Origin of the sequence: Acinetobacter sp. SwsAc6, assembly GCF_013391565.1 — a bacterium.
Taxonomy (GTDB): Bacteria; Pseudomonadota; Gammaproteobacteria; order Pseudomonadales; family Moraxellaceae; genus Acinetobacter; species Acinetobacter cumulans.
Map to the genome: position 1 here is coordinate 99,065 of NZ_JACAXE010000005.1, position 22,737 is coordinate 121,801.

At 39.5% G+C, this 22,737-nt stretch carries 20 protein-coding genes; 3 read left to right on the forward strand and 17 right to left on the reverse strand.

Features of this window, described 5'->3' with window-relative positions; translation table 11 throughout:
• Positions 1 to 87 precede the first annotated feature (87 nt).
• Positions 88 to 510: a BLUF domain-containing protein gene (locus HYG93_RS05175; protein WP_121531253.1), complete on the forward strand. Its 423-nt coding sequence runs from the start codon at positions 88 to 90 to the stop codon at positions 508 to 510.
• A gap of 66 nt (positions 511 to 576) precedes the next feature.
• On the opposite strand, the gene alr is transcribed toward HYG93_RS05175, so the two are convergent.
• From alr to ppsA, 14 genes are all read right to left on the reverse strand, one after another.
• Positions 577 to 1,650 carry an alanine racemase gene (gene alr / locus HYG93_RS05180; protein ID WP_121531251.1) on the reverse strand — a complete coding sequence of 358 codons (1,074 nt, stop codon included), beginning with the start codon at positions 1,648 to 1,650 and terminating at the stop codon, positions 577 to 579.
• Positions 1,651 to 1,939: 289 nt separating this feature from the next.
• Complete coding sequence (gene dnaB, locus HYG93_RS05185; protein WP_106984893.1) at positions 1,940 to 3,379, reverse strand: replicative DNA helicase; 1,440 nt, start codon at positions 3,377 to 3,379, stop codon at positions 1,940 to 1,942.
• Positions 3,380 to 3,617: 238 nt separating this feature from the next.
• A complete protein-coding gene (gene rplI / locus HYG93_RS05190) occupies positions 3,618 to 4,064 on the reverse strand; it encodes a 50S ribosomal protein L9 (protein WP_106984892.1) in 447 nt (148 codons plus the stop codon).
• Positions 4,065 to 4,073: 9 nt separating this feature from the next.
• Positions 4,074 to 4,301 (reverse strand): 30S ribosomal protein S18, encoded by a 228-nt coding sequence (gene rpsR, locus HYG93_RS05195; protein WP_004278792.1) that lies wholly within the window; start codon positions 4,299 to 4,301, stop codon positions 4,074 to 4,076.
• Between the two features lie 12 nt (positions 4,302 to 4,313).
• Positions 4,314 to 4,700, reverse strand: coding sequence for a 30S ribosomal protein S6 (rpsF, locus tag HYG93_RS05200; protein WP_120365457.1), 387 nt, complete (start codon positions 4,698 to 4,700; stop codon positions 4,314 to 4,316).
• A gap of 244 nt (positions 4,701 to 4,944) precedes the next feature.
• Positions 4,945 to 5,694, reverse strand: a complete 750-nt coding sequence (locus HYG93_RS05205) for a DUF3142 domain-containing protein (RefSeq protein WP_121531249.1) — start codon at positions 5,692 to 5,694, stop codon at positions 4,945 to 4,947.
• A 6-nt stretch (positions 5,695 to 5,700) separates the two neighbouring features.
• Positions 5,701 to 7,815: a hypothetical protein gene (locus HYG93_RS05210; protein WP_171406609.1), complete on the reverse strand. Its 2,115-nt coding sequence runs from the start codon at positions 7,813 to 7,815 to the stop codon at positions 5,701 to 5,703.
• Between the two features lie 110 nt (positions 7,816 to 7,925).
• Positions 7,926 to 8,804 carry a heme o synthase gene (gene cyoE / locus HYG93_RS05215; RefSeq protein WP_121531247.1) on the reverse strand — a complete coding sequence of 293 codons (879 nt, stop codon included), beginning with the start codon at positions 8,802 to 8,804 and terminating at the stop codon, positions 7,926 to 7,928.
• A gap of 10 nt (positions 8,805 to 8,814) precedes the next feature.
• The gene (locus HYG93_RS05220; RefSeq protein WP_171356355.1) at positions 8,815 to 9,144 is read right to left on the reverse strand and encodes a cytochrome o ubiquinol oxidase subunit IV; all 330 of its coding nucleotides are present in this window, start codon (positions 9,142 to 9,144) and stop codon (positions 8,815 to 8,817) included.
• Positions 9,141 to 9,761: a cytochrome o ubiquinol oxidase subunit III gene (gene cyoC / locus HYG93_RS05225; RefSeq protein WP_106984886.1), complete on the reverse strand. Its 621-nt coding sequence runs from the start codon at positions 9,759 to 9,761 to the stop codon at positions 9,141 to 9,143. Before cyoC ends, HYG93_RS05220 begins: the two co-directional genes overlap by 4 nt.
• 4 nt (positions 9,762 to 9,765) lie before the next feature.
• The gene (gene cyoB, locus HYG93_RS05230; RefSeq protein ID WP_106984885.1) at positions 9,766 to 11,754 is read right to left on the reverse strand and encodes a cytochrome o ubiquinol oxidase subunit I; all 1,989 of its coding nucleotides are present in this window, start codon (positions 11,752 to 11,754) and stop codon (positions 9,766 to 9,768) included.
• 3 nt (positions 11,755 to 11,757) lie between these two features.
• A complete protein-coding gene (gene cyoA / locus HYG93_RS05235; protein ID WP_106984884.1) occupies positions 11,758 to 12,834 on the reverse strand; it encodes a ubiquinol oxidase subunit II in 1,077 nt (358 codons plus the stop codon).
• A gap of 297 nt (positions 12,835 to 13,131) precedes the next feature.
• On the reverse strand, positions 13,132 to 13,908 hold the full coding sequence (locus tag HYG93_RS05240; protein ID WP_121531245.1) for an RDD family protein: 777 nt from the start codon (positions 13,906 to 13,908) through the stop codon (positions 13,132 to 13,134).
• Positions 13,909 to 13,990: 82 nt separating this feature from the next.
• Positions 13,991 to 16,369, reverse strand: coding sequence for a phosphoenolpyruvate synthase (gene ppsA / locus HYG93_RS05245; protein WP_121531242.1), 2,379 nt, complete (start codon positions 16,367 to 16,369; stop codon positions 13,991 to 13,993).
• 153 nt (positions 16,370 to 16,522) lie between these two features.
• On the opposite strand from ppsA, the gene HYG93_RS05250 reads away from it, so the two are divergent.
• Positions 16,523 to 17,359 (forward strand): pyruvate, water dikinase regulatory protein, encoded by an 837-nt coding sequence (locus tag HYG93_RS05250; protein WP_121531240.1) that lies wholly within the window; start codon positions 16,523 to 16,525, stop codon positions 17,357 to 17,359.
• Between the two features lie 479 nt (positions 17,360 to 17,838).
• On the opposite strand, the gene HYG93_RS05255 is transcribed toward HYG93_RS05250, so the two are convergent.
• From HYG93_RS05255 to HYG93_RS05265, 3 genes are all read right to left on the reverse strand, one after another.
• Positions 17,839 to 18,402: a flavoprotein gene (locus HYG93_RS05255; RefSeq protein WP_121531238.1), complete on the reverse strand. Its 564-nt coding sequence runs from the start codon at positions 18,400 to 18,402 to the stop codon at positions 17,839 to 17,841.
• Between the two features lie 267 nt (positions 18,403 to 18,669).
• Complete coding sequence (locus tag HYG93_RS05260) at positions 18,670 to 19,674, reverse strand: LLM class flavin-dependent oxidoreductase (protein ID WP_106984879.1); 1,005 nt, start codon at positions 19,672 to 19,674, stop codon at positions 18,670 to 18,672.
• A gap of 285 nt (positions 19,675 to 19,959) precedes the next feature.
• On the reverse strand, positions 19,960 to 20,451 hold the full coding sequence (locus tag HYG93_RS05265; RefSeq protein ID WP_178961940.1) for a hypothetical protein: 492 nt from the start codon (positions 20,449 to 20,451) through the stop codon (positions 19,960 to 19,962).
• A gap of 345 nt (positions 20,452 to 20,796) precedes the next feature.
• On the opposite strand from HYG93_RS05265, the gene HYG93_RS05270 reads away from it, so the two are divergent.
• Positions 20,797 to 22,734 carry an HAD-IIIC family phosphatase gene (locus HYG93_RS05270; RefSeq protein ID WP_120365450.1) on the forward strand — a complete coding sequence of 646 codons (1,938 nt, stop codon included), beginning with the start codon at positions 20,797 to 20,799 and terminating at the stop codon, positions 22,732 to 22,734.
• Positions 22,735 to 22,737: the final 3 nt, after the last annotated feature.

Consider the following 22,737-nt stretch of genomic DNA (forward strand, 5'->3'; position numbering starts at 1 on the left):
ATGCTATGTTAAAACTGTATTGGAACGATAAGATTCCAATGCAGTTTTTATTTTTTAGGGGCTAAAAAAGCTGAGGGCAGTTCGAACATGAAGCAACTTTGTTATGCCAGCTGTTCAGCATCTTCTCCGGTGACATTGCTGGAAGATTTAAGAAACATCCTGAGTGAAGCACGAGATTTTAACCATCGTCATGCAGTGACAGGTGTGCTGTATTATGCAGATGGCCACTTTTTTCAGTGTTTGGAAGGTAGTGAGCCGGTGCTTGAACTGTTGGTAGAAAAGCTAAGCAAAGATTCTCGGCATCGTGAGATTATGATCTATGGATTTAAGAGCATTGATCAAGCACATTTTGCAGACTGGTCGATGAAATATGTGAGTAGAAGCAGTCATGCGCTCCAATATCTGAATCAACAAGGGCAGGAAAAATTTAGGCCATTTGCTTTGAATGCTGATCAGGTGGAAGCCTTTTTGGTGCATTTGTATGATGCACAGCCTGATGAAGCTGCTTAAATCAAAAAGCCCAAGATTGACTTGGGCTTTTTGTGGAAATGATCTAGAAATAGATTTTCTATCTTTTTAAACCGTTTTACGGATTGGGCGCGCACTCATACGGCAAAGTAATTCATAGCCAATCGTACCATTGGCTTCTGCGACATCATCTACTAGACGGTCTTTGCCCCAAAGCTCTACGGTCGTGCCAATTGGTGCATTTAAGCCAGTCACATCAATCGCAATCATATCCATTGCAACACGGCCAATCACACGGCTTGCTTGACCATTAACATGGACGTAGTTTTGTTTTGGGAAGGCCCGTGGATAACCATCACCATAACCAATAGAGACAATAGCTAACTGCATGGTTTGTTCAGCCACAAAAGTTGAACCATAGCCTACTGATTCACCGGCTTGAATAGTATTTAAAGCGATGATATCTGCTGTAAACGTCATGACAGGTTTAAGGTCAAGCTCATGAACTGTTTTGTCGGCAAAAGGTGTTGCACCATAAAGCATGATGCCAGGGCGGACAAAATCAAAGTTTAATTCAGGCCATTTAAAAATAGCAGCTGAGTTACAGCAAGAGCCTAAAATAGGCGCACAAGCTTGTTTTACGTGCAGGAATTGGTCACGCTGTTGCTCATTTAATGGATGATTGTCTACATCTGCATTGGCAAAATGCATAGCAAGTACGCAAGTAAAACCTTCCGCTTTGAGTGAGTTAATGACCTCAATGATTTCAGGCACTTTAAAGCCTAAGCGATTCATTCCGCTGTTGAGTTTGACCCAAACTTTTAGGTTTTTTGCAATGTATGCATCTTTGTTTGCCAGTAGCCATTCCAACTGTGGTTGATGGTGCACAACAACTTCGATATTGTGCGCTAACACGGCAGTCATTTCATCCGCGTTGAAAATACCTTCAATCAACGTAATCGGTTGTAGATAACCTAATTCACGAATTTCTAAAGCTTCTTCTAGGCAGGCAACACCGAAGGCATCGGTTTCTGTTAAGGCTGCTAAGCAGTCTTTTACACCGTGTCCGTAAGCATTGGCTTTCACCATGCTGACAATTTTCGCAGTTGGGGCAAGTTGTTTGACGCGGTTTAAATTATATTGAAGTGCAGATTGATCAATATAGACAGTTGCTTGGCGCACCCTAATAACTCCTTAGGATTGGTTTGCTCGCTATAGATTGATTATGCTAAGCGAGTGAAGCCATAAAATATATTTGGCCTGTAAGTTTACGCTAATTTGGTTTAAAGCGCAGGCCAAAGACGTTCTTGATGCACTATTTTAGTGAATTTTAAGCAAAATGATGCGAGTAAATTTGATTGGAAATACTGTGCAGATCAAGTATTTAAATTGGTTTTTTTAAAGTAATTATTTGAACAAAAAGTTAAAAAATATACATATAAAAAAGCAGGCCTAAGCCTGCTTCTATTGATTATTCTTCATCGTCATATTGTGCATAGAACTCAGGCGATAAATTACTAAAACGCGTATATTGACCTTCAAAGGCAAGACGAACAGTACCAATTGGACCATTACGCTGTTTACCAATGATAATTTCCGCCGTACCAGCTTCCTTAGATTCTTTGTTATAGACCTCATCACGATAAATAAACATGATTAAGTCGGCATCCTGCTCGATCGCACCAGATTCACGCAAATCTGACATCACAGGTCGTTTATTTGGGCGGTTTTCCAGTGAGCGGTTGAGCTGTGAAAGGGCAATTACAGGGCACATCATTTCTTTTGCCAAAGCTTTTAAGCTTCGAGAGATTTCCGAAATCTCACCCACACGGTTATCACCCATGCCTGGAACTTTCATCAGCTGTAAGTAATCGACCATAATACAGCCGAGCTTACCACCATGCTGTTTGGCAATACGACGCGCACGTGCACGTACCTCTGTTGGAGGAAGTGCAGATGAGTCATCAATATACAGTTTCTTTTCTTGTAACTGTAAGATGGTACCAGTCACTTTAGACCATTCATCACCATCTAATTTACCCGAACGTAAATGCCCTTGATGTACCTTACCGTAAGACGAAATTAAACGCATTGCGATAGAGTCGGCAGGCATCTCCATTGAATAAACCAAAGCTGGCAAGTCATTATTAAAGAGCACACTTTCAACCAAATTCATGGCAAAAGTGGTTTTACCCATAGAAGGGCGGGCCGCGACAATAATTAGATCGCCGGCTTGCATACCAGAGGTTTTATTGTCGAGCTCTAAGAATCCTGTTGTTAAGCCTGTAATGTTTCCTTCCATTTGTGACAATTCATTTAATTTGTCAAAAACGTCTGCAACGACAGTATTAATTGCTTTAGGGCCTTGAGCTTTCGCGTTGTTATTGTGCTGTTCTGCAATCGAGAAAATATTGGTTTCTGCAAGATCTAAAATTTCACTGACTGTACGACCTTTGGTGTCATAGGCATTTTGTAAAATTTCAGAGCTGACTTTAATCATATTTCTTAAAGTTGAAAATTCTTTAATTTTAGATGCATAGGTTTCTAAGTTGTAGAAACTTGATGGTGAGTCAGCCATCAATTGCATTAAATATTCCTCGCCACCCACTGCATCCAATAGGTTTTGCTTAGTCAGCCAGTCATGCACTAAAACGGCATCATAAGGTGAGCTGTCTTTGGAGAGCTGATCAATGGCGCGAAAAATATATTTATGACGTGTTGCATAGAAGTCATTTTCAACGAGCGTATCACCCACTTGTTCAAATGATTCAGCCACAGTCATGAGGGCTGCAAGCACAGCTTGTTCAATGGCAAGATTATGTGGAGGCGTACGAAATTCTTTAAGTTGTCCTGACTCTGATGTAGGTGTAGGAGCTGATTTTTGTTTCGTATCGGCATTGGCCTGAGACATAGATATTCCGTTTAACAGTCAATACTTGGGCTTAAATATTTATAGCAGATAAATAGGGTATATAGCAGTAGATCATACGCTTTCTACCATAGAAATACGATCATCTATACTGAGGATTCATCTTATATTGAGGTGTATCTGTATATGAATATTTGTGTGAATAGTTTTGTTAAGACTATGACAAAATGTACAGATAAAAAAAGAGCATGCAAATGCATGCTCTTTTTTTGGTGCGAAATTACTCTGCTACGATAGTAACAAGAACTTCTGCAACAACATCATGGTGCAATTGGATTGCGATGTTGAATTCACCAGTGTGGCGAAGCGCGCCATTTGGCAAACGTACTTCTGAACGATCTACCACTAGACCAGCGTTAGTTAACGCGTCAGCGATGTCACGAGTACCGATTGAACCGAATAGTTTACCTTCGTCACCAGCTTTAGCAGTGATAACGATGTTAACTTCGTTCAATTGGTCAGCACGAGCTTGAGCAGCAGCTAAAATTTCAGCTTCTTCTTTCTCAAGTTCTGCACGACGAGCTTCAAAAGCAGCAGTGTTAGCTTCTGTTGCAGCAACAGCCTTACCTTGTGGGATAAGGAAGTTACGGCCGTAACCAGCTTTAACTGAAACTTTGTCACCTAGTTTACCTAGGTTTTTAATGCGTTGTAGTAAGATAATATCCACAGCTCAACCTCACTTATGATTGTCAGTGTAAGGGATCAAAGACAAGTAACGCGCTTGTTTAATAGCTAACGCTAATTGACGTTGGTAACGAGCTTTAGTACCTGTAATACGGCTAGGAACAATCTTGCCGTTTTCAGTGATGTACTGTTTTAAAGTGTCGATATCTTTGTAGTCGATGTACGTAACGTTCTCAGCTGTAAAGCGGCAGAACTTGCGACGACGGTAAAAACGTGCCATTTAATGTTCTCCTTATGCTTCAGCAGAGTCTTGAGCTTGTTGTGCTTCTTCACGTTGAGCTTTACGCGCACGTTTTTCTTCAGCACTCTTAGCCAATAGTGACTCTTCAGTGATAGCGTTTTCACGACGGATGATCAGGCTGCGAATAATTGCATCGTTGTAACGGAACAATTCTTCTAGCTCGTCAAGAGTAGTTTGACCACACTCAACATTCATAAGAATGTAGTGAGCTTTGTGGATCTTGTTGATTGGGTAAGCCAATTGACGACGGCCCCAGTCTTCAAGACGGTGGATTTGACCTTCAGCTTCTTTGATTTGTGAGATATAGCGTTCAACCATACCCACAACTTGATCGCTTTGATCTGGGTGTACTAAAAGTACGATTTCGTAATGACGCATTGTCAGCTCCTTACGGTTTAGACAGCCCCTAACGTAATTGTTAGAAGCAAGGAGGCATAACTACTATAAAATAGTTATGTCGCAGTGTGTGCGAGGCACAGATTTTAGAGGGTTTGCTATTGGAATACAAGGTGTTTAGCTAAAAAGCCTGTATTTTTTATGGTTTTAGCATAAGTGGGGTTGTTGTTTGTACAGATGTGTTGAAAAGCGACATGCATGTATGAGCAGATCTGACTGGATATTTTTAGTGAGGCGCTTCACGCAACAAAAAAACAATATAGCCTTTGAAATTAGGATTTTTTTTAAAATCAATGCTTTTATCCCATTGGCCATGCTGTACCAAGCCAATTTTAAAGGGCAAGTTTAGCGCTGCAATTTTACTTAAATATGCGCGATAATGCGGAATAGTTGTGGAGCCTTGATAAGTTTGAATTGCAATTTCATCAATAGTGCTTTGGAGTAACTGGAGCGTTTTTGTGTTTTGAAGATTACTCCAGTCCATCAGTCCAGTAATACTTAACTTGTATTTTTGAGGCAACTGAGATCTAAGCAGTGTCAGAAATAAAGCATAATCGTGTAGATTCTTGGTTTTAGCATCAAAATCAATTTGAATGCCTTCAATATTGCTTCCCATATTTTCCCAGCGTTTTACACGCTTTAATATGCTATTGAGTTCATTGTTGTTCCAATTTAAATGGTGATTGCGGTAGACCAGCCATATTTTTTGATGTGGCATGCTCATTGGAGCAATACCTTGTACGCTAAGTACTGACTGCTGGGTATGTTGCTCGAGATAAATATTGCCCTGCAGTATATAGAGTTCTTTGGCTTGACTGAGGTAGGGGGCAGATTTGATATTGCCCCAAATCCAGAATGAATCGTAGCTGTTGGCATTGATATAATCACTTGCCTGAGCAGATTGACTTGGCTTACATGCCGTCAGCGTAAATATGTAGCATAAAATAATGCAAACTGCTGTTAGCCAAGTTTTCATTTTTAATTACCAATAGTATTTCAGCGATTTAGCCCAGCTGGTCTCTGGATAATCACGCTTAATTTGGTCAAACCATTGTTTGCGTACGGATTTAGCCACGTCAGCATCCTGACAGTCATTAAGCCCACCTGGTGAGTAACACATGATTGCACGGTACAGTGCGTAGGCTTTTAAATCGGCATTGGACGTTGATTTGATTATATCCTTATAGACTTGACCGCGTGCGAAGATTGGCCCTTGCAAGGTACTGCGCTGTTTTTCATCTTCTGTGATACTGCTTAAACGGTAAGCTTTATCTGAACGAATATATTCACCTAGACAGAGCTTTAAGCTCAAATCTTTTGGTGCAACTTGCAGTTTTTGCGTAAGACTATAAAGATCTGGGCAGCTGAGCTTGGAGTTTATGGTTGAACCTTTCCAGACAAAATTACCCAGTGGAGGCTGTTTTTTATAAGATATGTAGTCGGTGTCACTAAAAACATATTGCGCAGCATTTTTTGGCAGTAGTGTGTAGGCTTGATTAAACAAGCTGTAGTTTTGATGAATCAAGGATTTTTCTAGCACCGTATTTAGCGCTAGATTTTTTTGATCTTCGCTGGCAGATTTGTCCTGCACAATATGTATTAAGCTGTTTTCGTTGGCTTGTTCGGTAATGAAGTTACGTTGTAGAAAACGCGCTTTAATTTTTGAGTTTTCGCTGGCAAAAAAGCTGGCATTTTGTTGCTTGGCATAATATGGATACAGCATAAGCTCAAACAGTCCGCGTTGCTCTGGTGTTTTTGCTTTGGTTAGTAAGTTTTCCCAGTATTGCTGCGTATTTGCAGATTGTCCGGCTTTTTCCATAACCCTACCTTTGAGCAATATTTGACTCAGAGCTAGGTAACTGTTTGAATTGCCAACCTGAGGGTTAGACAAATAATTCAAGGCTTCATTGGGTTTGTTTTGCACATAAAATAAATGCGTAGCTTGTAAATATTGGAATAGTTCTGGTTGTGTTTTAAATACAGTTTTTTGGCTGTTTAATTCATTCCAATTTATTACGCGGTCTTCCGCCGACTCAGGTTTGCGCATTCGCATTAAATCATATATGGCTAACAAGAAAGGATCTTTTAAATACTGCGCTTTGAACAATGGGGATTGGAAAACGTGACGGTCAATTTCATAGGCCAAATTACTCATTTCTAGATTATAAAATGGCGATTTGGGATTGTTAATTTGCCAAGTGATTTCATTTATCAATAACTGCTGTTGCCCACCAATCCAGTAACAGCGACGCAGTAGACCACGCGCGCTGGCTGCATATCTGCCCGATGGATACAGTTTTAAATACTGGCTAATGCTGTCATAAGTATTTTTGAGTAATTGCTGATTAATTTTGGACTGATCCAAATCGCCATATTCCCCTAAGCCGGTTTGATAGGTTGCGTTGAGATTGCTACGAATTAGCATGTATTGCGCAGTTTCTTTAATCCATGGTTGATCTGCGGAAGTTAAAGCTGAATAAATCTTAGAAGCTGTGGAAAAGTTAGTATTGTAGAAGGCTATACTGCCATTTAGATAAGAAGCAAATTGGCGTGCAGTCACGGACCAATGAGGATCTACGGTAATCAAACTGATGTGGTCGTCGCAAGTTTTGAGCTGGCTACGCGCTTTGATCAGAAAATCACGCTCTGTACTGGACAGTTTTTTATCTGCTTTAACCTGCTGAATAAAATCTTGATGGCTGTTCAGAATGGTGTTGCAGTATTCTGAATTTGAACCATCTAGTGCTTTGTTGGGTTGTCGCGCATTTTTGGCCAAATTGACGGCGGATGCTGTGAGTGCTTTGGTTTCAAATGGAACAGTGCTTGATGATGTGTACCATAAGGTTTCAGTATCGGTAGCAAATTTTAATTTGGCTAAGCCTAAGTCGCTAAGTAACAAGAGCATGTTGACTTGGTTGTCATTGGCTGGTGTTAGTGCAGGGAGGGCATTGCACGCGGTATATTCATTATTTTGAATCTGAGCTGAAGTCTCGCAATAGATGTCTACACCAGAAAAAGCATGTGTGCTGTACATTAGAGCAAAAGGAAATGTAGAAATAAAAAGTGAAGTTTTAAAAGCTGTAGGGATTAATTTCATTATTGAGCGGTAGGTTATTATTGTGCTCGCTATGGTATCAATTAGAAAATAAGACTCAAGAATTTTTTTAGGGGTATAAAGAAAAAAGATAGAGTAAAACTCTATCTTTTTTAAAACAGCGGTAAATGCGGTGCAGGTGAGATATAGCTGAAACTGAAGCTGAAACTTAAAACGGTAATTAAAATCACTGAATATAAGAAATAGCGTTTCGCCCAAACCTGATCGTTTTCGGCTTTAAAACCTATGATTGAAAGATAAACCCAGTATGCGCACATTGCATTGAAGGTCACTAAGAAAAATAAGTTGGTATAGCCAAAACAATACAAACCATTGAGTACCAGAGCAAACAAAATCACGTAAATCAGGCTTTCGACCTTGGTACGGTAAATTGAGCGAGCGACAGGTAAAATAGGAATGCCTGCATTTTTATAGTCATCAAAACGATAAACTGCAATTCCCCATGAATGTGGCATTTGCCATAGTGCATACGCTAAAAAGATTAGCAATGCTGCAACATCAAATTCATTTGAAACAGCGGTGTAGCCAATGACTGGAGGGCTTGCGCCAGAAATACTGCCAATCACCGTTTGGTGAATTGAAGTACGTTTGCTCCAAAGACTATAAAAAACTACATAAACCACAAAACCAAGTACAGCAAAGCCAAAAGCATAAGCATTCACAAAAAACCAAAGTAGGGCAAAGCCTAAAATTCCAAGTACCGCAGAGAAAGTCAATGCAACAGTTGGGCTAATGGTTTTTTTAACGAGTGCTCGGTTCATCGTCCGTTCCATCTTTTGATCAATATCTTGATCAATGACGTTATTGACGACACAGCCAGAGGCTACAACTAAGGTTGTACCAAGTAGGGTGATAAGAAGGAGGAGGAAATCTACAGACCCCTGAGCGGCTAAAAAGAAGCCGCCCAGAGTGGTAACGAAGTTACCAAAGAGAATTCCTGGCTTAGTCAGGAATAAATACTTTTTCAGCATGACGAACAGTTTAGATCATCATGTTGTAGTGTAAGTAGTTCATGATCCATACAGAACCAACCAATAAGATTGCAACTGTAAGAATTGTATAGATGAACGCAATAACATTCCAGCGTTGCTCTGAAGAAGAGTTCATGTGCAGGAAGTAAACTAACTGTACAAGAATCTGAGCAACTGCAGTGATTGCAATTGTCGCAACAACTAAACCACGGCTAAAACCGCCCATCATAACCATACCAAAAGGAATGATTGTTAAAGCAACAGACAGGATGAAGCCAATTGTATATTGCTTAGTATTGCCGTGTGCAGCACCAGCTGAGTTATGGTCGTGACTCATTATAGAACTCCCATTAAGTAAACTACGCTGAATACACAGATCCAAACGATGTCAAGGAAGTGCCAGAACAAGCTTAGGCAAGCAAGACGACGAGTGTTTGGAAGTGTCAAACCATATTTCTTGATTTGGAACATCAACACAAGCATCCATACCAAACCAGAAGTTACGTGAATACCGTGCGTACCAACTAGAGTAAAGAACGCAGATAAGAACGCACTTGTGCTTGGACCATGACCAGCGTGTACAAGGTGATTGAACTCATAAAGCTCCATGCCGATGAAGGCAGCACCAAATACCCAAGTAATTGCTAACCAAGTTAAAACTTTTGAAACGTCTTTTTTGTATGCAGCAAGTACAGCAAAACCAAACGTTACAGAAGAGATTAAGAGAGCAAAAGTTTCTGTTAGAACGAAACCTAAAGTATCGCCAAACAATTCTTTTGCACTTGGAGTGTCCACAGGAACGTGACTGCTTAAAACAGCAAACGCAATGAAGAGTGTACCGAATAGGATCAAGTCACTCATCAAGTAAGACCAGAAACCAAAGACTGTGATGTCTGTATCATCGTGGTGATGATGTTCATCGTGTCCGTGGTTATCGTGATGAAGTACTTCAGCCATTGTCTTAGTCCTTCTTCAAGTGTTTTTCAAGAATTGCGTAACGTTCGTTTTCAATACGCTCAACTTCAGCTGCAGGAACATAGTAGTCCACTTTCTTCGTGAATGAAGAAACAATGAAGCTGATGATTGAAGCAATGAACGTAACAACAACTAACCACCAAATGTGCCAGATCAAACCAAAGCCCATAACTGTAATAAACATTGCAATTACGAAACCTGCCGCACGGTTAGTCGGCATGTGGATGTCTTCATATTTAGTAGGTTTAGCGTACGCGATGCCGTTTTCTTTGTCAGTCCAGAAAGTATCAATACCATTGATCTTTGGAAGGTGAGCAAAGTTATAGAACGGAGCAGGAGATGAAGTTGCCCATTCAAGAACACGGCCATCCCATGGGTCACCAGTAACGTCCATATTGTCTTTGCGTTGAAGGAAACCAACAACAATTTGCATAACAAAACAGAAGATACCGATTGCAACAAGTACAGAACCGAAGAAAGCAATCGCTAAGTACGGATCCCATTCAGGGTTGTCATATGTATTCAAACGACGAGTCATACCCATGAAACCAAGGATATAAAGTGGCATGAATGCAAAGTAGAAACCGAAGAACCAGAACCAGAATGCAGCTTTACCCCAAGCTTCATTTAATTTCCAACCAAACATTTTTGGCCAGTAGAAAATGATGCCGGCGAACATTGCGAATACTACACCACCAATAATTACGTTATGGAAGTGAGCAATCAAGAACAATGAGTTATGTACAAGGAAGTCAGCTGGTGGAACTGCCATTAATACGCCAGTTAAACCGCCGATACCGAAAGTCACAAGGAAGCCAAGTGTCCAGTACATTGGAGTTGTAAACGTGATGCGGCCCTTGTACATGGTGAATAACCAAGAGAAGATTTTCACACCAGTAGGGATCGCAATGATCATTGTCATGATACCGAAGAACGCGTTTACGTTCGCACCTGCACCCATTGTAAAGAAGTGGTGAACCCACACAACGAATGAAAGAACGGTAATGGCAATAGTCGCATAAACCATTGACTTGTAGCCAAATAGTGTTTTGCGAGAGAACGTTGAAGTTACTTCTGAGTAAATACCAAAAGCAGGTAATACAAGAATATAAACTTCTGGGTGACCCCAAGTCCAAATCAAGTTCACGTACAACATTGGACTACCGCCCATGTCATTGGTGAAGAAATGGAAACCGAAGTAACGGTCAAGGGAAAGCATTGCAATTGTAGCTGTTAACACAGGGAATGCAGCGATAATTAGTACCGCAGTACAAAGCGCAGTCCAAGTGAAAATCGGCATGTCCATAAGTTTCATGCCAGGAGCACGCATTTTAATGATGGTAACAAAGAAGTTAACACCAGTTAAAAGAGTACCAAGACCTGAAATCTGAAGTGCCCAGATGTAGTAGTCCACACCCACGCCTGGAGAGTATTCAATGCCTGATAGTGGAGGGTAAGCCATCCAACCAGTTGCAGCGAATTCACCAATCGCAAGAGATGCCATCATTAAACCAGCAGCGCCTGCGAATAACCAGAAGCTTAAAGAGTTTAATAATGGGAAGGCTACGTCACGTGCACCAATTTGAAGTGGTACAGAAACGTTCATTAAGCCAACAACAAGACCCATCGCTACGAAGAAGATCATGATCACGCCGTGGGCAGTGAAGATCTGGTCATAGTGTTCTGGGTGTAAGTAACCTTCGCCGCCACCTTTTGCAAGGAACAACTGAAGACGCATCATGATCGCATCGGCAAAACCACGCACAAGCATGATAATCGATACGAAGATATACATGATACCAATTTTTTTATGGTCTACAGATGTGAACCATTCAGTCCACAAGTAGTTCCATTTTTTGAAGTAGGTGATACCCGCAACAACTGCGATACCGCCTAGGATCATCATAGCCACAGTCACCAACACGATTGGATCGTGTGGGATTGAATCCGGGCCTAACTTACCTAATAAGCTCATGTCTTATTCCCCTACAGAAGCAGTCGCATGATCTGCATTTGCATGAGCTTCAGAAGCTACTGCTTCATGACCAGCAGCTGAGTGATCAGCACCGTGGTAGTTGCTCATGTATTTGTTAATTACAGATTCGAACAATTTAGGTTCTACTGAAGAGTAATAAGTCACAGGGTGTGGCTTAGTAGGATAAGGACCTTCTGCTTCAGCTAGAGCTGCTGCTTCTTTTTGCTTTTCAGTTTCAGCGTGTGCAACCATCATTTCAATTTGATGCTTAGAACGGTTGCCGTCACGTAAGGTTGCAAATTCAGCTTGGTCTAAAACAGTTTTTTGAACTGCTTCAGGATTTACTGAAGTACCATTGCCTGCTTTCACAGCCGCAACCCATTCAGCAAACTGAGCATCTGTCACAGAATGAGCACGGAAGCGCATTTGTGAGAAGCCGTAACCTGAGTAGTTAGAAGAGAAACCGCGGAAGCCTTCAGCTGGGCTAGTTTCGTCTGCCAATAAGTTCAGGTGAGTTTGCATACCTGCCATTGCATAGATCTGACCAGACAATGCAGGAATGAAGAATGAGTTCATTGTGAAGTTAGAAGTCAAACGAAGGCTTACTGGAGTTTTCTCTGGGAAGCGTAGTTCGTTAACAGTCGCAATGTTTTGCTCTGGATAGATGAAGATCCATTTAAATTGTTCAGCGATAACTTGAACAGTTAAAGGAGCTTTATCTGATTCTAGCGGACGGTACGGGTCATATTTGTGGGAACCCCACCATGTTAAGTACGCAAGAATACCAATAATAATGATAGGAACACCCCATACTACAACTTCAATTGCAGTTGAATGTGCCCATGTTGGTTTATAGTCTGCATCTTTATTTGACGCGCGATATTTCCAACCAAACCATAACGCCATAAGTGCTGATGGAATCACCACTAAAAGCATTAAATAGATCGCAGTCATCATCAAGTCAGATTGACCTTGAGCAACTGGACCTTTCGAGTTTAGAAGTACCATATCACCACCGCAACCTGTTAACAGTGCGGCGATCGCAGATAAAGACAATACAGCTAAAATTGTTTGTCTCATTTTACAACCTCGGTGAAGAGTCCCATTCCCTAATTAAATTATGGGATAGCGATTATAGTGTCGCATGATTGAGAATATTCTTATTAGACATAGAAAATCCTTCCCAATCATGAGACACCGCTACGTTGTTGGGCATTATGCCTCATATCTGGAAACTAAGCTATACATAAAGCGGGTTTAAATGACTGTATTAAAAACCTATTTTGTCAGTCGGAATTCATAAATGCTGTTAATAATTTTATTTTAATTTCAAAGGAATGAATAAAAAAGGGATGAAAACTCATCCCTTAATTTATGTTATTTTTGCTGCTTAATCACCTTAGTTTTCGCTAATTTATCATGTAAAGTTTGACGTTTCGCGCCAAAAGCGAATAAATAATCAACAATAGCCACCATTAAGAACATAAAGTTGATTAAAATAAATACGATGCTGCGCAGGGTAAATGCACGTAAGGTTGAAACTTGTTCACCTGATTCGGCATCTACGATTTGAATTTTGGTGATTTTTTTACCAATGCTTTGCCCTGACTTGGTAATAAAGTAAGCCTGAACCATAAGCATGATGACAAGATATGCTGTCATTGCCATCCATGCTTGTTGTGAAAACATATCAAAAATTTGATTTTGCAAATTTTGAATGACCGTTGGATTTGTACTTGCATCCATAACAGCGGTAATAAATTGCTCATTCAGTTTGTTGAATGCTTCAGTTTCTTGAGCGCTAAAGAAAGATGTCAAAATGTAGGTTGCAGGTAGCCAAAGCAATAAGTCAATAATTTTTGCTAATGCGCGACTTGGAATAGAGGCAAGTGTTTGCGATGCAACATTTGTGCTTTTTTGTGCCGTGGCAACAGGTTGTTGGAATGCCGTAGGTGCAGGTGTTGGGGGGGTGTAACCTGCAGGTTGGTATGTAAGTTGTCCTTGAGTGAGTTCACCTAAAGCCTTCCATTCAGTCATACCTTGGTGCCAAGCCAAATCTGTCAGTAAAACTTGTTGGCTTGAGAGCATTTGATTAAGTTGCTCTAAAGTGTATGGTCCAGCTTGTTGATTATTTCGTGCCAAGTAAATCTGCATAAAAATACAATCTCAAAAACGTATATAAAAAGTATAGGTGAAAAAAAAGACCCAAATGTGGGTCTTTTTTTAACACAGATTTTTAAGCTTGTTGAGCTTTTTCTTCTGATAAGAAGAACCAAGTGTCTAATACTGAGTCTGGGTTCAATGAAACAGATTCAATACCTTGTTCCATTAACCATAAAGCAAGGTCTGGGTGATCCGAAGGACCTTGACCACAAATACCTACGTATTTGCCAGCTTTACGACATGCTTGGATTGCCATAGAAAGTAAAACTTTTACAGCTGCATCACGTTCGTCAAATAGGTGAGAAACAATACCTGAGTCACGGTCTAAACCAAGTGTAAGCTGAGTTAAGTCGTTTGAACCGATAGAGAAACCATCGAAGTGTTCAAGGAATTGGTCAGCTAACAATGCGTTGGTTGGTAATTCGCACATCATGATCACTTTAAGGCCGTTTTCACCGCGCTTAAGACCATTTAGAGCAAGTAATTCAATTACACGTTTCGCTTCGTTTACAGTACGAACGAATGGAATCATGATTTGAATGTTTGTTAAGCCCATTTCGTCACGAACTTTCTTCAATGCACGGCATTCTAATTCGAAGCAGTCACGGAAGTTGTCAGATACATAACGGCTTGCACCACGGAAGCCCAACATTGGGTTTTCTTCTTCTGGTTCGTACAACTTACCACCGATCAAGTTTGCATATTCGTTTGACTTAAAGTCAGACATACGCACGATCACTGGTTTGTCAGCGAAAGCAGCTGCAAGTGTAGAAATACCTTCAACGAGTTTTTCAACATAGAATTCGATTGGAGATGCATAACCAGCAGTACGCGCCATAACTGCAGCACGTGTTTCACGTGGAAGGCTGTCAATATTAAGCAATGCTTTAGGGTGAACACCAATCATACGGTTGATGATGAACTCTAAACGTGCAAGACCAATACCTTCGTTTGGAATTTGAGCGAAGTCAAATGCGCGGTCTGGGTTACCTACGTTCATCATTACTTTGAACGGAAGAGCAGGCATAGATTCGATAGAGTTACGCTGAACTTCAAAATCTAAAGAACCTTCGTAGATGAAGCCAGTGTCACCTTCAGCACATGAAACAGTCACTTCTTGACCGTCTACAAGTACTTCAGTTGCATTACCACAACCTACAATTGCAGGTACACCTAATTCACGTGCAATGATTGCCGCGTGACAAGTACGACCACCACGGTTGGTGACAATCGCAGCTGCACGTTTCATTACTGGTTCCCAATCCGGGTCAGTCATGTCAGAGACAAGAACGTCACCGTCTTGTACTTTGTCCATTTCTTTAATTGAAGAAACGATACGTACTTTACCAGAACCGATACGTTGACCAATTGAACGACCTTCACAAATCACAGTACCTTTTTGTTTTAAAAGGTAACGTTCCATAGTACCGACATTTTCACGGCTTTTTACAGTTTCTGGACGTGCTTGAACGATATAAATTAAACCGTCATCGCCATCTTTAGCCCATTCGATGTCCATTGGAGAACCATAGTGGTTTTCAATGATCAAGGCTTGTTTAGCAAGTTCTTGTAATTCGTGATCGTTCAATGCGAATTGTTGACGTTCAGCTTTGTCTACATCAACAACAACAACAGATTTACCTGCAGCGCCTTCTTCACCGTAAATCATTTTTTGGTGTTTAGAGCCAAGGTTACGACGAAGAATCGCGTGTTTACCTGCATTTAGAAGCGGTTTTGATACGTAGAATTCGTCAGGGTTAACTGCGCCTTGTACAACCATTTCACCCAAGCCATAAGATGCTGTAATAAATACTGCATCACGGAAGCCTGACTCTGTATCTAGTGTAAACATTACACCAGCAGCACCAGTTTCAGAGCGAACCATACGCTGGATACCAGCAGACAATGCAACAACATCGTGTGCAAAGTTTTGGTGTACGCGGTAAGAAATTGCGCGGTCGTTATAAAGTGAAGCAAAAACTTCTTTAATCGCGATCAGAATGTTATCGATACCGCGAATGTTTAAGAAAGTTTCTTGTTGGCCAGCAAATGAAGCATCTGGTAAGTCTTCTGCAGTTGCAGATGAACGAACGGCAACCGCGATGTCAGGGTTGCCGTTTGAAAGTGCTTCGAATGCTGTGCGGATTTCTTTTTCAAGCTCTGCTGTAAGCGGAGTGTCAACAATCCATTGGCGAATTTTAGCGCCTGTTTCAGCGAGAGCAATCACGTCATCAACATTGAGTGCTGCGAGCTCTGCGTTAATTTTAGCGTTTAGGCCACTTTGCTCAAGGAATTCACGATAAGCTTGTGCTGTTGTCGCAAAACCACCCGGGACAGATACACCAGCATTTGATAGATGGCTGATCATTTCACCGAGAGATGAGTTTTTCCCACCTACTAGTTCAACGTCATGTTTCCCTAATTTTTCTAGACCAATTACGCGCGCTTCCAAAGTTGTTACTCCACTTTTGCAGTATTAATCACTATCTTGGCATGAAATTATAACAAATTACTTAGCATTTTGGATTTACTAAGTGACAGTCATGTAAGATGGTTTACTATAAAGATTATATAGCACTTAGACAAATATTTGAGGAGAATTTTAATGTCAGAAGGTAAACAAATTCAGCGCAGTGTTTTTTTTATTTCTGATGGTACGGCCATTACCGCTGAAACCCTCGGACACTCTTTGCTGGCGCAGTTTCCGCATGTAGATTTTGACATTCATATCATCCCTTATATTACCTCTGAAGAGGCTGCTACAAACGTCGTAGCTGAGATCAATCAACGCTCACAACAAGACGGTCAAAAGCCTTTGGTGTTTGATACCTTAGTTGACCCTTATGTACGTGATATTATTAATACAGCTGATGCAATAAATCTTGATGTATTTGAAGGGCTTATTAGTAAGTTGTCTGATGAATTAGGCACATCGCCTACGACTTTAGTCGGACAAACTCATGCAGTGACTGATTCTGAGTCATATAAGGCCCGTATTGATGCGGTACATTTTGCTCTAGATAATGATGATGGTGCACGTACACGCCATTATGATAAAGCTGATTTGATTTTGATTGGGGTATCACGTTCGGGTAAAACACCGACGTCAATTTACCTATCTTTGCAGTTTGGAATTCGTGTTGCGAACTATCCTTTAACTGAAGAGGATTTGGATGATAATCGTCTGCCTGCAGTGCTTCGTCCCCATAAAAATAAGCTATTTGGCTTGATGATTGATGCAGAACGTCTTGTAGCGATTCGTTCGGAACGTAAAGCAAATAGCCGTTATGCAAGTTATAACCAGTGTCAAATGGAGTTGCGTGCAATTGAGGGTATTTATATTTCAGAAGGCATTAAGTATTTAAATGTGTCGGAAATGTCGATTGAAGAAATCTCAACACGTGTATTACAGATGACAGGTTTGAAGCGTCGAATCGGTTAACACTCAAATGAGCCACGCCTAAGTGGCTCATTTTTTATAAATATGAAATATGGATTGATAAGAATTTAATATCAGTATGTATAAAATAAATGCCATCTATAATGTCATTTTTTTATAAAAATAACCTCTTGAAAGAGTAGATTAGAGAAAGCGCTTATTTTGAATGGAAATAAAAAACTAAAAATTGAGCAAATTTTATTAGAAAAATTAAATAAAATATTTTAACCATCTAAATAATCATGATGTTTTTATTTGCCAAATTTAGACAAAAGTAGTGCGATTTCTATGTGCTAAATACGGATGAAAATGCTTTGATTCGACCCAACAATGTAGCTTATTTTTCAGATAGTTTTATGTACTAATTTGCTTTGATAGCACTTTTATAAGCACAAAAAAATGAACCAATTGATCACAAAACAATCAAATTAAATTCGTGAGCCTATACGAAACCAGCATAAGCTCATTTAAAAATGGATGAATTATGGTGCTTTTACATGGTGAATGATGACATCACATGGATAAAGATGATCATTAATCGCCTGAATTTCATGACTATGCACTTTCATAATTGGCCATGTCACTAAGGTGCAGTTGGGACGTTGTAAAGCCAAATAATAACTATCTGACTTTAAAAAAGTCTTATTTTGAATGGCTGTATTTGGCATGAGCAAATGCTTAAGCCATGTATCTTTAACTTGATCTTCTAAAAAACGTAGCGCTAAAAGGCTTTTAATGCGGTTGTTAAATAAGCGTCGATTTTTAATCACCAAAGGGTGTTCAATCAGTTTATGTATAAAACGTTCTGTTTTAGGCAAAACAAAATGAGGCTGTATTTGAAATACAGCAACTTGCTGTGCATGTTGACTGATGTGGTTCAGTTGCGTAGCCGTGTCTTGGTCGATACCAATTACTGCGACATTTTTATGGTTAAAGTCAAAATTTTTAATATCTTTTGAAGAAAGAAGTGTGCCTTTAAATTCTTTAAAATCAGTATATATATTTTGAAAGGCCTGATGCGTGCCATCGGGCTGTTGTTTGCTCATAAGTGGTGTTCCAATAATAATTGTTTTCGGGTGTATTTATAGGAATATAGATAGCGAACTTTCGCACAGAGGTAAAATACGGAATGTAATCTGGACAGTCATCCCGAAAATAATGCTGTAATCATCAAAAGATTATGTGAATTTGTGGGAAATTCGCAGAATTATGAATTGTCGAAGATTGGGGGGCTTTGCAAATAGCAACTTTCATTACAGAGATAAGAAGTCGATATGGAAAGAATATGAATGCTATTTGCAGGTCCAAATATTTTAAAGTTGGTTACGAATGCTCATCAAGCGTTCAAAACTGTCTAAGCGTTTCTGTGTGTCATAAATATCACAAGTAAAAATAAATTCATCGACATCATAGCGTTGTGCTAATGCTTCTAAGCCTGCTTTTACTGTGGAATTCGATCCAATTTGAGCTATGGCATAAAAACTTTCAACCGACATTTTTTCGGACGTAGACCAAATGCCTTCCATGCTTGGGATTGGTGCTGGAAGTTTGCCACGTTGGTTGCGAAACATATTTAAAATGCGTTGGTATGGTGTAGTTGCTAAGAATTCAGCTTCAGCATCGGTTTCAGCCACAACAACAGGAACCCCCATAGAGACATAAGGGCGCTCAAGGTATTCCGAAGCTTGGAAATTGTCGCGATAAATTTGAATGGCTTGGCCTAACATACGGGGTGCAAAGTGTGAGGCAAATGAATAGGGTAGGCCAAGCTGTGCTGCCAGTTGTGCGCTGAATAAGCTTGAGCCCAACAGCCAAACTGGAACGTGTGTACTTTGGCCAGGCGTTGCAATAATCCGCTGGTTTGGCATAGGGTCTTTAAAATATTGCAAAATTTCTGTGACATCACGAGGGAATTGATCTTCGGTTTCTTGCTGTCCGCGACGTAAGGCACGCATTGTATTTTGGTCTGTACCAGGTGCACGACCTAAACCTAGCTCAATACGGTTAGGATATAAGGTTGCTAATGTGCCAAATTGTTCAGCAACTACTAATGGTGCATGGTTAGGAAGCATTATTCCGCCTGAACCCAATTTGATCTGTTGTGTATTTGCCAGTAAATAGCCTAAAAGCACTGATGTTGCAGAGCTCGCAATCCCAGCCATATTGTGATGTTCTGCTACCCAAAGGCGTTCGAAACCCAGCTTTTCTGCATGTTGTGCCAGTTCCAAAGCATGATGTAAGGCATCTGCAATCGTTTTGTTTTCACGAACAGGTGCAAGTTCTAATATTGAAAATTTAATTTCATTTAAGTTACGCATAACTGGCCTCGTATTCTTTATATCGACATAATACGATATATGGGTTTGCATGTATATCGATAAATTTCGATATTAATCGCATTCAGCACAATCTATATAAGCATGATTATAAATGTGTTCGGGTCTGGGCTGTATTCCACCTTTAATAGGTATTCCTGTTGTATCGTATATATATTCGTTCTTCTAAAATGATGATTGATATAGTGGTTTAGATGTTTTGCTTGGACATTAAAAAAGCACCCGAAGGTGCTTAATATTGAGCGCTAGCCTAAGAGGCTATCCTACTTAGCGACGGTCTTGTTTGTACCAACCTAGGTGACGGCCGTTGTCATGGCGATAGGCTGAGTTGTTGTAGCGGTATTTAGAATTGCGGTAGCCACGATTGTCATAGCGGTCATCATAACGACGGTCTTGGCTAACTTTTTGGCCTAAAGCTACACCACCTGCAGAGCCCGCTGCAGCACCAATATATCCACCATTTGTGCCACCCATATTTTTACCAACGGTATAACCGCCAGCACCGCCAAGTGCACCACCAATAATTGCGCCATTACGATCACGTTTATTTGAGGCTGCTGCAGCACCTGCGCCACCACCAATTGCAGAACCAATCATAGCGCCAGTTTGGCCACCCATTTGATTACCAATGGCTGCACCTACAACACCACCAAGTGCTGAAGTAAGGGCTGTATTTGTGGCATTGCCTGCATTTGCGGCAGTCATAGTCATTGCTGAAGCAGCAAATACGGCACTAAAGAATACGGTTTTGATTTTCATTTTAAACTCCTAAGAGCATCACAATTTCTTCTTGAGTTAAATGTAAGAAAAAAGATGGAAAAAATAGTGAAGGCTAATATTGCTCAGTAGTATTATTTGGTTAATGCTTTGTAATTTTAGATCTTTAATTGCTTCACAATTAATTGAATATTCACAACACATTGTTTTATATGGTTTTATTTTGGTATTTGATTGTGTGTAAAAATTATAATCTTAAGAAAGATGAGCCTCCCATAAGTCCGCGTTTAGCTTGGGAAATAGAGATGTTGTTTTTTTGTTTTTTTTTCTATAATTTAGTTGTAACAGATTTCAAAAATATAATTTTATAAAAGAAAGACATAAGATATGAATGCCAAAGAAAACTTAAATTATGAAACAGTAATTCAGCTTGTAGAAACATTATATGAAACATGTTTAAACAGGAAGCCTGATGATTCAGGAAAAAAACAATATACTGAAATGATATTGAATGCGTCTGATCGTATATCTGTGACAAATCAGATTATTGCATCAATGATGAGTAGTGAAGAAAAATTAAATGCGAATAGAAATGCGCAATTAAATATACGAAATAAGGGAGCTTTTTTTACTAATAAGCTTCTTAAAAATAATATTCAATTTAAAAATATCGCATTGTTGGGAACATGTGTTTCAGAAAAAATAACAAATTATGGAAATCTTGCTGGTAGAAATATTTCTCATTATTTAATGGGGTCACTTCACTATGATCCAGTTCCTAGAGTTGAAACGAATCAGTTAGATGCAGTAATTGTACATCTCACATTACGGCATTTTTTATGGGATATTTTAGGTGGCTCTGTAGCTGGTGATGTGCTTCATGTACATAGTGATCATCAATTTGCTAAAAATTATGATCAATATTTGGAGCAGTTCAAAAAATATATTGGGGCTAAAATAGATCAAATCAAAAATGAGCTCAAATATGATGGGCCGATATTTTTTCTTTCATTTATAGAACCTCCTTTAAAAGCTCAGGGGGATTTTTTAATAAACCGCTCTAGATCTCTTTATAGATTTGTTCGTGATATAAATGATTATTTAGAGGATATTTTATCAAAAGAAAGTAATGTCTATTATTTTGAAATAAATGACCTTTTGAATTTTGTTGGCGACAGTCTAATAGTTGATAGTGTACAGAGTCATCTTTCACATAGTGGACTTAATGATGGTGAAGATACTCATTTAATGATTGGTTCTATTTTTGAAAGATTAGATAATATGTTGATTCGTATTAAAAATCTTTCTACCATAAAATTAATTATTACAGATTTGGATAATACTTTATGGAGAGGCGTTGCTGCTGAGTTTGAAACGATTATAGCTCATGAATTAACTGAGGGTTGGCCACTGGGTTATGTAGAAGCCTTATTAGAATTCAAACGACGTGGTGGACTTTTAGCAATCTCAAGTAAAAATAATCATGATGAAACTGTAGGTCGGTTTGATCATATTTGGCAAAGCACGATTAAAGTACAAGATTTTTGTGCACTTAAAATTAATTGGGATCCAAAATCTAAGAATATTGCAGAAATATTAGAAGAGACTAATCTTCTCCCTGAAAATGTTTTATTTATTGATGATAATCCGCGTGAAATCGAAGAGGTATTGAGTGTTTTTCCAACAATAAATACATTAGGTGGGGAGCCTCAGATTTGGAAAAATAAAATTTTATACGCACCAGAAATGCAAACTTTGCATATTACAAATGAATCTGCTGCAAGAACTGAGTTGATTCAGGCTAAAATTCAGAGAGATCACTCTGAAAAAACAATGAATCGTGAAGAGTTCTTACTCTCTTTAGAGCTTAAAGTTAATTTTGATATCATTTTGGATCAACAGAATGTCAACTTTATCAGAGCATTTGAACTTATTAATAAAACGAATCAGTTTAATACAACTGGAAAGCGGTGGACTGAGTCAGAGATTATTCAGTTATTAGATAGCAAAAAATTAAAAATTTATACTGCTCAAGTAGAAGATAAATTCAGTAATAACGGTATTGTTGCTGTTGCTTTGGTAGAAGAAGGCACAATTTCTCAAGTTGTAATGTCTTGCCGTGTTTTTGGTTTGGGTGTTGAAACAGCTTTATTGGCATATATTGCTAAAAATGATGTGGTAAAAGAGGCTTTGTACAATGATACAGGGAAAAATAAAGCATCAAGTTTCTATTATGCTGACCATGGCTTTAGTCAAGTAGGAAACGCATATACAGTTTCTGATTTACTTGTGGAGATGCCTCATTGGATTAGTGAGGTTGCTTAATAT